This window comes from Rhodococcus sp. no. 34, assembly GCF_054589475.1.
Window position 1 is genome coordinate 594581 of the sequence record NZ_BAAILK010000046.1, and the last position, 14681, is coordinate 609261.

A 14681-nucleotide genomic window follows, 5' to 3' on the forward strand; every position below is an offset into this window, starting at 1 on the left:
CGGTGAGTCGAGTATCCCCTCCTGCACGCGGATTCACTCGGTGAATCACTGACGCATCACGACGTTTCGGCATAGGCGATTTCTTGCAGTTTCTGTCAAAGTGAGACGGACGTCCAGTATTCTCTGGGTACTAAGTCCCGATTCTTCGGCCTGGAGGACTGCATCGTGATCTGGAATCGACCGCTCACCCACTCAGTCGCTTGGGCTGCCGGATCGGTTGTTCTCGCCGCCGCGATTGTCGGCGTTCACACCGTTCCTGCGGCGGCGCAACAGGCCCGCGTCGTCGACGTACTGTGCACACCCACCGATGCAGGCCTTTCCGAGCTGTCCGGACTCACCGTCACCGCGGCCGGGATGTACGCAATCGGCGACAGCGGCTCCGACGATCGGGTCGCCGAACTCGATTCGAACTGCCACGTGCAGCGCTGGATCAGCGTGGGCACCCCTCGTGTCGACGTCGAGGATCTGTCGTCGACTCCCGACGGCCATCTGTGGCTGGCAGACATCGGCGACAACAACGCGGTACGAACGTCGGTCGGGCTGATCGAACTCGATCCGGCTTCAGGTGCGGCGACCTCCTACCCCCTGGTCTATCCCGACGGCGCGCACGACGCCGAGACACTACTGATCCAGAGCGACGGGGTTCCCGTCATCGTCACCAAGGACTACCTGGGTGCAAGCGTGGTCTACACAACCGCTGAGCGACAGCAGGTTCAGGATCTGAGTACGGGCTCGCCGACCATGTTGGCCAAAGTAGGTCAGCTCAGATTTACTCCCACCCTCACACCCGGTGGGCCCGTCCCCCACGCCGGAACGATGGCTGTCACCGGCGGCGCCGTGAGCAAGGACGGCACGGTGGTAGCGCTCCGCACGTATACCGACGCTTACCTGTACGCAGCTCCCGACGGCGATATCGTGAAAGCGTTGAACACCAACCCGATTCGCGTCTCCCTTCCCGACGAGCCACAAGGTGAGGCGATCGCGTTCGACGCTGCCGGTGATCTGATCAGTGGCTCCGAGGCATACCGAGGGCCATTACCACCAATCCGAATTCTTCGCGGCGCCAGCGACATCGCACTGTCGGACGGAGCGAGCGGCTCTCTCGGGTCGTAGTCGATTCGCGTCCCCGGGAAAGCGGACAGGCGCCGCTATCATGGCCGAGTGAACAAACAACTTCGAGCGACAGTGGTGGTCTCGGCAGTTCTCGCACTGGCTTCGTGTGCGAATTCCCTCGAAGGATCACCGCGCCCGGATGCGTTTGTTCCGAGCATCGACAACCCGGATCCGTCCGAAGCCATCGACGGAGTTGTCACGGTCGACTACCCAGCAGCCCAACACGTACGCCCGAACGAACGCGTGGCGTACACATATTCACCGCCCTTCGGCGGCCGTCATGACTCGGTCTGGGCAAACTGCACCGGAGTTGTTTATCCACAAGCGATTCGGACCGAGAATGCGGTCCATTCTCTCGAGCACGGGGCCGTGTGGATCACGTACAACCCCGACCTCGTCTCGAGCGAGGATCAGGCTCGCTTGGCACAGCGAGTCGAGGGCATGAGCTACACGTTGATGTCGCCGTATCCGACCCTGGATTCGCCGATCTCGCTGCAGTCGTGGGGCCGTCAGCTCAAGCTCGACAACGCCGCGGACGCGCGCATCGATCAGTTCGTCTCGGCTCTGCGCGTCAACCCGAACACGTATCCCGAAGTGGGCGCGACCTGTTCGGTGCCGGTGACGAGCTTCGACCCGAACAACCCGCCGCCATTCGACCCCACCACTCCGGATCCGTCATCTCCCACAACCGTTCCGGAGCGGTAGCGTCTCAGCAGGCCCCGCTTCGCGGCGTAGACACCTACTTGCCTCGTGAACGGCGTTCCAGTTCGACTGCCCGTCGCATGGTTTCCCGAGCCCGGCTTCGGTCACCGGCATAGTCGTAGGCGCGAGCAAGTCGGAAGTTCTGCTTCCAGTTGTCCGGGTCTGCTTCCCAGTCGACCTTGATCTGGGCGAACAACTCGTCGGCAGCCGCTCGCTCGATCCGGCCCGAAGGCAATTTCGGAAGCGCAGACGCGTCGACAGCGAGGCCCTCGTCGTGAATCTGCTGCGCGAGGCGCTGGTGCGTGAAGCCGGCACGGAGCGTGGCGATGACGAGCCACAGCCCCAGGAACGGCAGGATCAGCACGCCGATCCCTAGACCGATCGCGGCGCCGCCACCGTCCTGGATGAGCTGGATTCCGCGCTGACCGAGCAGCACGAAGTACACCGCGAGCGCGATGCAAATCGCGACGATCAGTGCGACGGTGCGGGTGGACTTGTTCATAGATCGAGAAAGGAATCGATACCGACCGTCAGACCCGGACGCGAGCCGATCTGGCGGACACCGAGCAGAACGCCCGGCGCGAACGAATTCCGGTCGATCGAGTCGTGGCGAATGGTCAGCGTCTCGCCCTGAGTTCCGAGAATCACTTCCTGATGCGCAACCAGTCCGGCCATCCGCACGGAGTGAACCCGGACGCCGTCGACGTCGGCTCCACGCGCACCCTCGAGCTCGGTCGTGGTGGCGTCAGGGCTACGTCCGACGCCTGCTTCCGCGCGAGCCTCGGCGATCATGGCGGCCGTTCGGTATGCGGTGCCCGAGGGAGCATCTGCCTTGTTGGGGTGGTGAAGTTCGATAACCTCGACGGAATCGAAGAAGCGCGCCGCGGCAGCCGAGAAGCGCATCAACAACACAGCACCGATGGCGAAGTTCGGGGCGATCAGAACACCCGTTGCCGGCTGGGCGTCAAGCCAGGACTGCACAGTCGCAAGCCTGGACTCGTCGAAACCGGTGGTGCCGATCACTGCGTGAATTCCGTTGGCCACGAGAAATTCCAGATTTCCCATGACGACGTCGGGGTGCGTGAAATCGACCACTACCTGAGTGCGGGTGTCGACAAACGTCTCGATGCGATCACCGGTGTCGACCTGAGCGACGAGTTCCAGATCGGGAGCAGCTTCCACTGCCTCGCAGATCGCTCGACCGACCTTGCCCTTGGCTCCCAGAACCCCGACCCTGATGGGTGCTGCACTCACGTCTTCCACGCTCCGTCCGATGCATTGTTTGAGGTGAAGCCTACGCAATCACCCCGATGCGCTCACCATCAGTCGGGCGGGAGTTATGTCACCACTGGCACACTGGACGTAGTGAGCAACCGTCCGCAAGTCCGCGAAACCGGCAACCTTCGACCACTCGAGTTGGCAACGGGTGCCGTCATGGCCGGATTCACGGTCGCGTTGTCCGTGATTGCCACGGTCATCCCCATGGCCAGCGCCCTCAACCTCGTGGCCGCCGTTCCGATGGGAATTGTTGCCCAGCGCTTCCGAGTCCGCGCCGTGACGACGGCCGGTATCTCGGCCACGGCAGTCGCCTTTGTCGCGGCGGGTTCGGGATCTGCGGCGGCGGTCGCATTGAGCGCTCTCCTCGGCGGAATCATCGGTACGGTCAAGCGGCGCGGTCTCGGCTTCGTCTCCGCATTGCTGTCGTCATTGGTCATCGGGCCCGCGCTGGCGTTGTTCTCCATAGTCCTGTTGCTTGTTCTCGCTCCGCTGCGCACCTTGTTGTTGACCTCGCTCGAGAACACCGCGTTGGGCGTGGCCGAGATCTTGAAGCGTGCCCCCACACTGGTCGGCGCAGCCGAATGGATCGAGAACAGCATCGGCTCGATCATCGACTACTGGTGGTTGTGGATCGGCGTGTCCATCATCTCCGGAATCGTCCTCAGTACCGTCGTCTCCTATTTCGTCCTCGGCGCCGTCCTCGACCGATTGGCTGCACTCCCTTCGGCCGACCCGCTCCAGACAGCACCCGACGACCGTCCGATCGATCCGCTGCCGGTCACTTTCGATCACGTGGGCTTCACCTATCCGGGTGCAACGACACCGGCCCTCGTCGACGTCAACTTCACCGTGCGACGAGGAGAGTTCGTCACCGTCGTCGGCCACAACGGCTCGGGCAAGTCCACACTCACCCGGTTGCTCGCCGGTCGCGCGCCGACTGTCGGGACGCTGACGAGACCCGGGTCCGCCGGTCTCGGCCGACACGGCGGAACCGCCGTCGTCCTCCAACGACCCGAAAGCCAGATCCTCGGAACCCGCGTCGCGGACGACGTCGTCTGGGGGCTCCCCCCCGAGTCGCATCCCGACGTCGATGCACTGCTGGCCGAGGTGGGACTCGCGGGCATGGGTATGCGTGAGACCTCCGGGCTGTCCGGTGGCGAGATGCAACGTCTGGCTGTTGCAGCCGCGCTGGCGCGGCGCCCCGCTCTGCTGATCGCGGACGAAGCCACCGCGATGGTCGATCAGGCCGGCCGGGAGGAATTGGTCTCGCTCCTTGCCGAACTTCCGCGACGCCACCCGATGGCCGTGGTACTGGTCACCCATCACCACGCCGAAACCCGCAACGCAGATCGGGTGATTCAACTACAACGCGGACGGCAGATCGATCACCAACCAGGTTGGATGACGTCGACGTTCGGGGGTCCTCCGTCTGCGCCGTGGCCGGTCAGCACTCGAGCTGTCCTCCAACTCACCGATGTCACCCACACGTACAACGACCGGACTCCGTGGTCGCGGCGCGCCTTGTCGGACGTCAATCTCACAATCGGCGACGGCGACGGGCTGCTGGTTCTGGGCGGCAACGGTTCCGGTAAATCGACTCTGGCCTGGATCATGGCGGGCTTGATCGCACCGAGCAAGGGAACCGCAGTCTTCGACGGCAAACCCGTCTCACGCCAACTCGGCACCGTCGGTCTCACGTTCCAGCATTCGCGACTGCAGCTGCAACGCCGAACCGTCGCCGAAGACATCGAGGCCGCCGGAGGTCCGGAGATCGGATCGGTGCAAGTCTCGTGGGCGCTCGACGCCGTCGGACTCGACCGTCACATCGCCGGCCGCAGCATCGACGAGTTGAGCGGCGGACAGATGCGACGCGTCGTCCTGGCCGGTCTCCTCGTGCGCCAACCGCGGGTACTCATCCTCGACGAACCGTTGGCCGGTCTCGATCCACCCGGTCGACACGAAATCCTGAACGTACTCAGGTGGATTCGTCGGAACGGAACCGCAGTAGTCGTCATCTCCCACGATGTCGACGGCATGGACGCCGTGTGCAGCAGAACAATTCGACTGTCGGAGGGTCGCATCCTCGACCCTGCCGCCAGCAGCGCCTTGGAAGGATCGACGACGTGACAACACTTCTGCGCGAAGTCCCGACTTCATCGCCGATCCACCGATTGTGGGCCGGAACGAAGATCGTTGCCGTCGTTCTCGTCAGCATCGTGGTCGTGACCGCTCCGTCCTGGCCGGCGATCGGCGTCGTACTCGGATTGTTGTTGCTGACCGCGGTGATCGGACGCATCCCCCCGACTGCAGTTCCGCGACCTCCGTGGTGGTTGTGGGCGCTGATCCTGCTCGGCGCGTTGATCAATCTTCCGATCGGCCTCGACGCAGTGTTCATCTACCTGCAAGCGGTGGCGTTCGGTCTTGTATTGCTCTGCGTCTCACTGATGTTGGCATGGACCACGTCGATGAGCGATGTGGCGCCGGCACTGGCAACACTCGGTAGACCGCTACGATTCCTCAAGATCCCGGTCGACGAGTGGGCGATCGCGACGGCCCTCTGCATTCGTTCACTTCCGCTCTTGATCGACGAGATGCTCACCCTGGTGGCGGCGCGACGACTACGCCCGAAAGCTGTGGTCAACAGCGCTGCCGACAATTCGATAGTCGATCTGATCACCACGACCATGTCGGTGGCAATTCGGCGCTCTGCCGAGATGGGTGAAGCGATCTCCGCTCGCGGGGGCACCGGTTTGATCGCGGCGTACCCCAAGCGCCCTCAGCTCGCCGACCTGTTCGCACTGACCGTCGTCATCGCCGCGTGCGTCAGCGCGGTTGTTTTGACTCTGGTTCTGCGCTGATCGGGTCACCACTGACAGAATTTCCCTGGGCGATGATCGCAGAACCCATCCAGCGCCGTAGGTATCGCCGCAGTTCTTCGTCGCTCCGCTTCGGGTCGCCGGGCGCGAGGAAAAACGACTGCATCGTCCGCAGGACGTATTCGACCAGTTCCTGAAGTGATGCGTCGTCGTATCCGAAACGCACCCAGTCCACGTCGAAGCGGGTGATCATCGCCATTCCGAAGGCCTGCGCCTCCTGAGAGGTCAGACCCTCGGGATGAAGACTCGAATTCGTGCTGGTGAGCAGAATGCCGAGATGCGGCGTTCGGTGGACCTGGGTCAGGGTGTAGACGACACCCTCGGTCATCGCCTCGACGGGATCTTCGATGCCGCTCACGTGTGTGGTGAGTCGATCGAGATAGCCGTCGACCGACGCGATCGCCGCTGCCCGCATCAGAGCGTCAGCGCTGGGAAAGTATCGATACACGGTCTGCCGGATCACGCCCAGTGACTCGGCGACGTCGCCGATGCTGATTTCCGAACTTGTCCGTCCGATCAACTCGACCGCGGCCTCGACAATGCGACGAGACGCATCTTCGTCACTGTCCGGTGGATTGCCGCCCCACCCACGCCTTCGTGCCACTGCCCACTTCCTCGCTCGAACGAGGCTCGAACCATGTCTTTGCGCTCGAAGTCCAAGAGCCACAGGCTAACACAGGCAGGTTTTGCATCTGCGCCCCTCGAATTCACTCCCCTCGCCGAAAGTAAACATACAACTGCACACTAATATGTATGATTACCGCCACACGTGGCTTCCAGTGCCAGAGCGGCCACCTGACCAGCCCCTCCGAAAGACGAGGTTCGACAAGTGACCAACCTTCAACCCCGAAAAATGGACTTCGGATTCGAGGATCAGGACGTTCCCTTCCTGTGGAACCCGGAGAACCCGGCCTGGTCGAGCATGTCCAACGCGGTCTCGTTCCTGGCCATCGGTTTCGAGAAGATGATCGTGAAGATGATCATGCAGACCAAGTCGCGGATCAGCGATCCTGAAGTGGCCGAGGAAGCCGTGGCGTTCATGCGTCAGGAAGGCCATCACTCGACCGCGCACCGCCAGCATGTGAAGGCTCTGATCAGGCGCTACCCCGGACTACAGAACACGCTCGACGCTGTGATCGGTGAATTCGATCTACTGACCGAGGCGACCTCGCTGAACTACCGGCTTGCATACACCGCGGACCTGGAGGCGACCTTCACTCCGGTGTTCAAGCTGATGCTCGACAACGAGGCGACCTTGTTCCGCCCGGGAGACGACCGCGTCGCGTCGCTGTTCATCTGGCACTTCGTCGAGGAGGTCGAGCATCGCAGCTCGGCTCTGATCATCTTCAATTCCGTTGTCGGAAGCGAGCTTTACCGGATGCGGATGGCACCGTCGATCTTCGCGCACGTGATGAAGGTGATTCGTATCGCCTGCGCAGGCTTCAACCAGCACGTTCCGCTCTCCGAGCGGCAAGTCGACTCACTGTCGATGTTCGCCACCCACCGCACCAAGCAGAAGATTCTGACGTCGTTCGCTCCGTATCTGACCAAGGGCACGATGCCTCGCGCCTTCGATCACCTTCGACTCGGAGAACAGCTCGTTGCACTCGGCGGTGTCTTCCGCAGCCAGATGCCCAATCACAACCCGGACCACGAGAAACTCCCCGCACTCGCCGACCAGTGGTTCAAGCGTTACGACGACGGCTACGACTGCACACGCTGGTACACCGCCGAATCTCAGGCACAAGCCGAGTCGATCACGTCAGGGGCCAACTGATGGCAGAACACTGCTCCCCCACGTTTTCCCAGCTCGCAACAGAACTCGGTTTCTCCTGTCAGGAAGCAGGTGGACTCGTCGAGTTCCGTAACCCGGCGGCGCTGGAGAACTGGACCCTGCCCGTCCTCGAATGGACCATCATCGTCGGCTCGGTGCTCGCACTGGTCCTGGCGATCGTGCGGTTGCGCCGCAACGGCGACCCCACCAACCTGGTCCTCTGGTTCGGCGCCACCGCCTACCTGTTCATCATCGAGCCTCCGCTGTACTTCCCGGCGGCGTTCGGCATCGAAGAACAAGTGGACACGATGTTCGCGCACAACGTGTTCACCGTCGACTTCATGTGGGGTCGACTGCCGCTGTACATCGTTGCCATCTATCCACTGATGGCGACGTTGGCCTTCGAAATAGTCAGAATGCTCGGCGTTTTCCGCAAATACGGTCCACTACTGGGCGCTGTCTGCGTCGGCTTCGTCCACCATGCGTTCTACGAAATCTTCGACCACCTGGGGCCCCAGTTGCGGTGGTGGGAGTGGTCGACGTCGAACCCGATCAACCAACCCATGTTCGACGCGGTTCCACTTCCCAGCGTGGTCGTCTTCGCCGCGCTGTGGCCGATGTCGTTGGCATTCTGCGTCCAGTACTTCGTCGGACGGCACGTCGATGCCGGCAAGCACTTCTCCGGACTTCAATTGGTATGGCGCACCATCGTGATCGGCCTGCTGGCCTCGCTGGGTACGTTCATTCTCCCGCTCCCGGCGACGGTCTTCGGTATGGGAAGCGACACTGTCCGCGGGTTCCTCTACGCCGCTGAACTTGCAGTCCTCACAGTGGTCGCGATCGTGGTTCTCGTCCGCCAATGGACGCATCTGCGCTCGGCAGAATCGAACACTCCTGCACACACCAACAGGTTCGTGCAGATCTACAGCGTGGTGTACCTGGTTGTCATGGCCGTCCTGTGGGCGAGTGCGCTTCCCGACTTCTTCGACGCGGTCGACGGTTCCACCAGCGCTGGAGATCCCATCGGGAACCTCTGGTACACAGTGGCGTGCTTCGTCATCGCAATCCTGTGTGTGAGCGCAACTTTCACCATTCCGAAGCGGAACTCCGGGACGGCCGACGCCGAGCTCCTCGGGGCAAACTCAGCGACTCCGGCTACCTAGGCGACCGGGACGAGACCGCTCGGGTCTCGTCCCGGTTTCTCGGTTTCACGGGACGCGGTGAGTCCACTCTTCGGTTCTGAACTTCGTGTCCACCAGCTTGCGCGCCTGCTCCAACTCCGAGTCCGTGTAATCGCTGTCGTGGGTGTCGTATTGACCTCGGAAGTGCTGCGCAAACGACTCCAGGATTGCTACACGCGTCATTCCGGTCTGCGAACGCAGCGGATCGACGCGCTTGGCCGCACTCTTGGTTCCCTTGTCCGACATCTTCTCTCGTCCGATTCGCAACACCTGCGTCATCTTCTCAGCGTCGATGTCGTAGGCCATGGTCACGTGATGGAGCACAGTGCCGGACGCGAATCGCTTCTGAGCGGCGCCGGCGATCTTGCCCTTGTCCGAGGCGATGTCGTTGAGCGGCACATACCGAGCGTTGATACCGACCTCGGCAAGCGCTCCCATGACCCACTGATCGAGAAACGCGTAGGACTGCTCGAAACTCAAACCCTCGACCAATGACGCCGGTACTGCCAACGAGTACGTGATGCAGTTGCCCGGTTCCATGAACATCGCGCCGCCACCGGAGATTCGGCGCACCACCCCGATGCCGTACCGCGCAGCCGCCTCGGAGTCGACCTCGTTACGCACGGACTGGAACGATCCGATCACGACCAAGGGCGAGTCCCAGTCCCAGAAACGCAATGTCGGCGGACGCTCACCCGATGCGACCTCACGCGCGATGACCTCGTCCAGCGCGACGTGCATCGCGGGATCGAGAACCACCGGCGGGATGAGGTCGAACGTGTGATCCGCCCAGCTCGTGGCGTGGCCGAGTGCGCGCCGGATCGCGATGCCGACCGACTGCGGCGTGAAGCCGATCATCGAGACGGACTCGTCGAGCGCAGTGGAGATGGCATGCGCCAACTGTTCTGCATCCGAGTCGGCGGGCATTCCGCGCAACGCCGCGTTGATGTCGTCGAGCGCGCTGTCGGGCTCGAGGAAGAAGTCCCCCGAGACTGCGACTTCGGACAGCCGACCGTCCGCCACCTCGACGTCGACCGCGACCAGTTTTCCACCAGGAACCTTGTACTCTCCACGCATCCGTCCAGCCTATCCCTGCGGGATTCTCTGCGGTGAGCGCCGTCGAAGATCACACCGCGCGCGCAGTGCGCATCTGTTCGGAAGGCAGGGCGACCAAGTAACCACACCTGTAAGTCGCTGCGGGGCTGCATAATCGCGCAGACGGGACCGCACGTGTCGACCCCTGGCAATTTGGCCGAGCAACGGCCCTGCTTCTGCCGACAGGCGAGATGATCTCTGTGGTGGGAGGATTGCCGCAACGAGCCAACTCCCTGGCGAGCCACAACGGAGGTAGACATGAAGGTCCCGGCGTTCCACTCGACGGTTCCTTCGGATCTCGACGTCTATCACGACAACGAAAGCTGCATTTTGGCCGCGCGCATCGCAGTGTCCCATCGTGCCCCCGGAGTCGACGGCCGACCGTGGTGCACTGCGTGTGCGTCTTTGGACTGACGAGCGACCACCAGCTCACTCACACCCACGTCGCCGATTCGGGGACAACCCCGTTGGCCCGAGCATTCGCATCGATGACAGCGCGGAGCCACACTGTCAGACCGGTCTCGACCTGCTCGTAGAACGCGGTGAATCCCGGATCGGCCACGTACATCCGTCCCAGACACACCTGCATCGAATGTGTGCAGTCGAAGTAAACCCCGATCGACGCTCGGTGCCGTTCTGCCAGCGAATTCGCCTCGGCGCTTCCCGGTTCGACTCCGGACCGGCACGCCAGCGCCAGGTCTTCGTTGAGCATCTCGACGCAGTCGGCAATCTTCTGCCAATCCTCAGCGGTCCTACCTGCCGACCGTTCCGCGTGCTGCGCCCACTGCGCGCTGTCACCCCAACGCTCGTGCGCCTCCGGCCCCCATGACGGCTGCCAGTGTCGGCCGAAGATCGACACCTGCTCGTGTGCCGGCAACAGCACACCCGACTTCCTGGCATCGATGATGCGATCCAAGGACTCGCCCAGTTCCTCCAAGTCGGCTATCCGTTGCCGCAACTCGGCGCGCTGCCCACGCAGCGTCTCGTCCACGTGGGCTGCGGGCGCATCGAGCAATATCCTGATCTCGTCGAGCGACAAACCCACGTCACGGTAGACAAGCACCCGGCCGATGCGGCCGAGGTCCGCGTCGGTGTACTGCCGGTAGCCCCCGTCACTGCGCCCGGACGGACGCACCAAACCGATTGCGTCCCAATGATGGAGGGTACGTACGGTTATGCCTAGTCGTGATGCGGCAGCACCGACAGTGAGAGCACTGTCTGCCTCGTCTCCGAAGAGTTGGTCCGTCACGTGATCCAGTCTGACAGACGCGGTTCGGGAGGCCACAGCGTCAGACCTCGGTTCAGTCGACGGGTCCGTCAATTCCCATGCCTCGCAGATGCTCGGCCTCGGCACTGTTCGGGTCGTACGGACGAGCGGCCGTCATGATCACACGCGCGTTCTCCGGTGTCACAATCTCCAACTCCAGTGAATTCCACGGCTTCAGATGTGGACCGCTGGTGCATCCGGGCCGCAATTCCTCACACGCCTTGGCTATCTGATCGATCTGACTCAGCACACACGCAAAGCTCACGCTGACGGACGGTGGTGAATCTGCACATTCGCCGGGCACGAGCAGAACGTCTTGAAATGCCCAGCGTCGCAGGTGCGTCAGTCGATCCGGTACCGAAAAGAGGTCGAAGAAACCGAGCCCACGGATCCAGAAGTCGGCAGATTCGGCCAGATCCGATGTCGGAACCGACACGAACATGGGCATTCCGTAGAGACCTCGGAACTGTTCCGGAGGCACGGCGTCTGTAGCGGGGACAGGGACGGGGCTGATGTCGAATGCCGGGTAAGTATCGGTCATGAAGTCATCGTGAGCCCTCACGCTACGTCAGGGTCAAATCGTGTGAAATCCGATCGAACCAGATTGCGCGATCACACCGTGCGTGCGAATGCGCCGTCGTCTGCGAATACCCGTTGGGCAAAGCGTTCGCCGATGAGACGGTGCGTCGCAGCGTCCGGATGGAGCTGATCGGGAAGCGGCAACTCTTCGTTCTCGGCCGCACCATAGAGATCGCACCCGTCGACGTAATGCAGATTGGGATCAGCCGCCGATCGCTGGGTTACGATGCGCGCCAACTCTTCCCGAATAGAGCGCAGCGTCAGCTTTCCGGCTGCACGCTCGGCAGGATCGCCGGTAGCAACGAATCGCATTTCGCCTCTGGCAAGCGCGTCGAAATCGAATGCACCAGGTCCAGGCGTGTCTTCGTGAATCGGGCAATAGACAGGCGAGACGACCAGCAGTGGAGCCACTGGATGACCGTCGCGGACCGTGTCGAGGAAGCCGTGCATTGCCGACGTGAAGGCCCGCAGGCGCATCACGTCGGAGTTGACCAGATTGATGCCCATCTTGATGCTGATGAGGTCGGCAGGAGTGTCTCGCATAGCGCGGGCGACGTACTGGTCCAGCAGAGCGCTGCCGCTGAACCCGAGGTTGATCAGATCCACGCCGCCGAGGGAGGCTGCGAGAGCAGGCCAAGTGCGGGAGGGACTTTCAGCGCCGGAGCCTTGACTGATCGAGCTTCCGTGATGGAGCCACACACGGCGCTTCGTGCCGACTGCGAGTTCGAGTGGGGCGTCGGTTCGCAATGCGACAAGTTCGGTGGTTTCGTTGTGCGGCAACCAGATCTCGACGGTCTTGGATCGCGCGGGCAAGTCCGCGAAGCGGATGGTGCTGACGGGTCCGGATTGTCTCTGAGCGGTACCGGTCGCCATGTCGATCGTCACCGTGTTGCCACCCTCAGCGATTGCGTGCACGGTTGGTTCGCCGTCGACGATCAGGTCGTACACCCCTTGCGGCCTCGGCGGAGCACCGATGTAGATCATTTTCGTGGGCAGAGTGTCGAGTTCGATGGCCGTAGCGCTGGTTCGGAACACCAGCCGCACTCCGGACGGTTGTGATTGCGCCATTGCCATCTGCCCGTCAGCGAATTGCGTGCGAGCCCTGGCAGGCAGACGGTGTGTCAGCACACCGCGTTCGGTCCGCTCGAGCTCGAGGGCTCCGCGCACGATTTCCTCGGAAATTGCGGTAGTAATCCAGCTGCTCTGGCTATGCATTTCATTCACCTGAAAATTGTTTACGGAAGTTTGCTACTACTGATAGTAATTTGCCTATACCCTTTAGGCAAATGGTTTACCCTTTCGACGAACAGGACCGATTGACATGCCTCGCGCAGGACTGACACCCGACCGCCTCGCCGTGGCGGGCGCCGAATTGGCCGACGAGGTGGGCTTCGAGCACGTGACCGTATCGGCAGTCGCCAGGCAGTTCGACGTCAAGGTCGCAAGCCTGTACTCGCACGTGAAAAGTTCGAACGACCTCAAAACCAGAATCGCGCTGCTTGCTTTGGAAGAGATGGCCGACCAGGCTGCCGACGCCGTGGCCGGTCGGTCCGGCCGCGACGCCTTGACCGCCTTCGCGAACGTGTACCGCAACTACGCGAGGTCACACCCTGGTCGGTACGCCGCGTCACAGATGCGCCTCACCCCGGAGGCCGCGGCCGCGAGCGCGGGTTTCAGACACTCGCAGATGATGCGATCGATTCTGCGCGGGTACAACCTCACCGATCTCGATCAGACCCACGCAGTTCGGTTGCTCGGCAGCGTTTTTCATGGGTACGCCAGCCTCGAGCTGGGTGGATCGTTCAGCCACAGTGCACCGGACAGCGCCGAAAGCTGGGCAAGAATCCTCGAGGCACTCGATTCGATGCTGACCAATTGGCCAGCGTCGAGTCCATGACCAAGCATGCTTTTTGCGAGCAAAGTTCTTGCGCCACTTGGTGATCGCACACGGCCAAGAAACCTCGGGCCCACCACGGGAGCGGCGCCACACAATTGCGCGCTCCCTCAACCATCAGTCGCACTGGGACACCAGAGGGTCCGAGTGGGTGTGGGGCTGCGCCTAGAGGAGAAGCTTGGCGCGCAGAGAGTCGACAGTGCCCTGGTCGACGCCGAGGCCCTCCCGAACGTAAGTATCCATACCGCCGTAGAGCCGGTCCACCTGTGCATACGCCGCATCGAGCCACGACAGGTCCACCGCGTCGTCCCGGCCCAGGTACGTGTTCGACGCCATGAAATCGGCATTGATGACCTCACGCGGGACACCGAGGATGGTCAGCAGGATCGCGGTACCCCAACCGGTGCGGTCCTTCCCTGCACTGCAGTGGTAGACGGTTGCGCCGTCGGAGTTGTTCGCGATCGCAGTCAGCAGGTCACGGAAAGCGACATCGGAACCACGGTAGTTGACCATGAACGGGTAGCCGATGCTCTGGCCGATGTTCGAGGTTCCCTTGACTGCGCCGTCGATCAACGCGCGACCAAGGGTCAGGGGAACGAACTCGTGGAACGCGATGCCGTGTTCGATACTGACGACGTCGGCGACCTGGTAGGTGACCCCGGCGGGGATCCGATCGGGATCCTCCGCACGTTCGGAGGCGTTGCGCAGGTCGACGTCGAGGGTCAGGTTCGCGGCGGTGAGTTTTGCCAGATCAGTCTCATTGAGCGAGCTGAGCTTGTTGGAACGGAACACCAGGCCTGTCCGGACGGTCCTGCCGTCGGTAGTCCGATACCCGCCGATGTCGCGGAAGTTCCGCGCCTCGTCGAGCCTGATCTCGGCCGCGGACGGCGGTGGGATCTCCGGCAGCGGCGGTTGCTCCCCC

General features: G+C 62.5%; 16 protein-coding genes. 8 read left to right on the top strand and 8 right to left on the bottom strand.

What is annotated here, in order from left to right; all coding sequences use genetic code 11:
- Window positions 1-165: 165 nt before the first annotated feature.
- The gene (locus tag ACYP01_RS23965; protein WP_459682798.1) at window positions 166-1113 is read left to right on the top strand and encodes a hypothetical protein; all 948 of its coding nucleotides are present in this window, start codon (window positions 166-168) and stop codon (window positions 1111-1113) included.
- Between the two features lie 48 nt (window positions 1114-1161).
- On the top strand, window positions 1162-1818 hold the full coding sequence (locus ACYP01_RS23970) for a DUF3105 domain-containing protein (protein WP_003942235.1): 657 nt from the start codon (window positions 1162-1164) through the stop codon (window positions 1816-1818).
- 34 nt (window positions 1819-1852) lie between these two features.
- Here ACYP01_RS23970 and ACYP01_RS23975 read toward each other — a convergent pair whose 3' ends face one another.
- Entirely contained in the window at window positions 1853-2317 is a 465-nt protein-coding gene (locus ACYP01_RS23975) for a hypothetical protein (protein WP_459682801.1), read from the bottom strand.
- On the bottom strand, window positions 2314-3069 hold the full coding sequence (dapB, locus tag ACYP01_RS23980; protein ID WP_007735114.1) for a 4-hydroxy-tetrahydrodipicolinate reductase: 756 nt from the start codon (window positions 3067-3069) through the stop codon (window positions 2314-2316). Before dapB ends, ACYP01_RS23975 begins: the two co-directional genes overlap by 4 nt.
- A gap of 111 nt (window positions 3070-3180) precedes the next feature.
- Between dapB and ACYP01_RS23985 the strand changes: the two genes are divergently transcribed.
- Window positions 3181-5220 (top strand): ABC transporter ATP-binding protein, encoded by a 2040-nt coding sequence (locus ACYP01_RS23985; RefSeq protein WP_459682804.1) that lies wholly within the window; start codon window positions 3181-3183, stop codon window positions 5218-5220.
- Window positions 5217-5951, top strand: coding sequence for an energy-coupling factor transporter transmembrane component T family protein (locus tag ACYP01_RS23990; protein ID WP_030535579.1), 735 nt, complete (start codon window positions 5217-5219; stop codon window positions 5949-5951). The genes ACYP01_RS23985 and ACYP01_RS23990 overlap by 4 nt, the downstream gene beginning before the upstream one ends.
- On the opposite strand, the gene ACYP01_RS23995 is transcribed toward ACYP01_RS23990, so the two are convergent.
- Window positions 5917-6573 carry a TetR/AcrR family transcriptional regulator gene (locus ACYP01_RS23995; RefSeq protein ID WP_007735111.1) on the bottom strand — a complete coding sequence of 219 codons (657 nt, stop codon included), beginning with the start codon at window positions 6571-6573 and terminating at the stop codon, window positions 5917-5919. The two genes, ACYP01_RS23990 and ACYP01_RS23995, sit on opposite strands and share 35 nt — an antisense overlap.
- Window positions 6574-6798: 225 nt before the next feature.
- On the opposite strand from ACYP01_RS23995, the gene ACYP01_RS24000 reads away from it, so the two are divergent.
- Together ACYP01_RS24000 and ACYP01_RS24005 are read left to right on the top strand one after the other, a co-directional pair.
- Complete coding sequence (locus ACYP01_RS24000; protein ID WP_054188550.1) at window positions 6799-7746, top strand: metal-dependent hydrolase; 948 nt, start codon at window positions 6799-6801, stop codon at window positions 7744-7746.
- Entirely contained in the window at window positions 7746-8906 is a 1161-nt protein-coding gene (locus tag ACYP01_RS24005; RefSeq protein ID WP_030535582.1) for a DUF7802 domain-containing protein, read from the top strand. Before ACYP01_RS24000 ends, ACYP01_RS24005 begins: the two co-directional genes overlap by 1 nt.
- 45 nt (window positions 8907-8951) lie before the next feature.
- On the opposite strand, the gene ACYP01_RS24010 is transcribed toward ACYP01_RS24005, so the two are convergent.
- Window positions 8952-10001: a lipoate--protein ligase family protein gene (locus ACYP01_RS24010; RefSeq protein WP_125050956.1), complete on the bottom strand. Its 1050-nt coding sequence runs from the start codon at window positions 9999-10001 to the stop codon at window positions 8952-8954.
- A gap of 276 nt (window positions 10002-10277) precedes the next feature.
- On the opposite strand from ACYP01_RS24010, the gene ACYP01_RS24015 reads away from it, so the two are divergent.
- Window positions 10278-10433, top strand: a complete 156-nt coding sequence (locus ACYP01_RS24015) for a hypothetical protein (RefSeq protein WP_003942131.1) — start codon at window positions 10278-10280, stop codon at window positions 10431-10433.
- 19 nt (window positions 10434-10452) lie between these two features.
- Here ACYP01_RS24015 and ACYP01_RS24020 read toward each other — a convergent pair whose 3' ends face one another.
- From ACYP01_RS24020 to ACYP01_RS24030, 3 genes are all read right to left on the bottom strand, one after another.
- Window positions 10453-11268, bottom strand: a complete 816-nt coding sequence (locus tag ACYP01_RS24020; RefSeq protein ID WP_459682808.1) for a MerR family transcriptional regulator — start codon at window positions 11266-11268, stop codon at window positions 10453-10455.
- Between the two features lie 52 nt (window positions 11269-11320).
- Window positions 11321-11827 carry a VOC family protein gene (locus ACYP01_RS24025; RefSeq protein ID WP_042922656.1) on the bottom strand — a complete coding sequence of 169 codons (507 nt, stop codon included), beginning with the start codon at window positions 11825-11827 and terminating at the stop codon, window positions 11321-11323.
- Between the two features lie 71 nt (window positions 11828-11898).
- On the bottom strand, window positions 11899-13080 hold the full coding sequence (locus ACYP01_RS24030) for a GDSL-type esterase/lipase family protein (RefSeq protein WP_459682811.1): 1182 nt from the start codon (window positions 13078-13080) through the stop codon (window positions 11899-11901).
- A 106-nt stretch (window positions 13081-13186) separates the two neighbouring features.
- On the opposite strand from ACYP01_RS24030, the gene ACYP01_RS24035 reads away from it, so the two are divergent.
- Window positions 13187-13762, top strand: a complete 576-nt coding sequence (locus ACYP01_RS24035) for a TetR/AcrR family transcriptional regulator (protein ID WP_459682813.1) — start codon at window positions 13187-13189, stop codon at window positions 13760-13762.
- Between the two features lie 162 nt (window positions 13763-13924).
- On the opposite strand, the gene ACYP01_RS24040 is transcribed toward ACYP01_RS24035, so the two are convergent.
- Window positions 13925-14681: tyrosine-protein phosphatase (locus ACYP01_RS24040; protein ID WP_459682815.1), on the bottom strand; the 757-nt coding region annotated here is incomplete at its 5' end.

What these genes read in the sequence shown, in the direction of transcription:
- ACYP01_RS23975 (WP_459682801.1), bottom strand. Translation starts at nt 2,317, where the DNA reads ATGAACAAGTCCACCCGCACCGTCGCACTGATCGTCGCGATTTGCATC.
- ACYP01_RS24035 (WP_459682813.1), top strand. Translation starts at nt 13,187, where the DNA reads ATGCCTCGCGCAGGACTGACACCCGACCGCCTCGCCGTGGCGGGCGCC.
- ACYP01_RS24015 (WP_003942131.1), top strand. Translation starts at nt 10,278, where the DNA reads ATGAAGGTCCCGGCGTTCCACTCGACGGTTCCTTCGGATCTCGACGTC.
- ACYP01_RS24005 (WP_030535582.1), top strand. Translation starts at nt 7,746, where the DNA reads ATGGCAGAACACTGCTCCCCCACGTTTTCCCAGCTCGCAACAGAACTC.
- ACYP01_RS24010 (WP_125050956.1), bottom strand. Translation starts at nt 10,001, where the DNA reads ATGCGTGGAGAGTACAAGGTTCCTGGTGGAAAACTGGTCGCGGTCGAC.
- ACYP01_RS24030 (WP_459682811.1), bottom strand. Translation starts at nt 13,080, where the DNA reads ATGCATAGCCAGAGCAGCTGGATTACTACCGCAATTTCCGAGGAAATC.
- ACYP01_RS24025 (WP_042922656.1), bottom strand. Translation starts at nt 11,827, where the DNA reads ATGACCGATACTTACCCGGCATTCGACATCAGCCCCGTCCCTGTCCCC.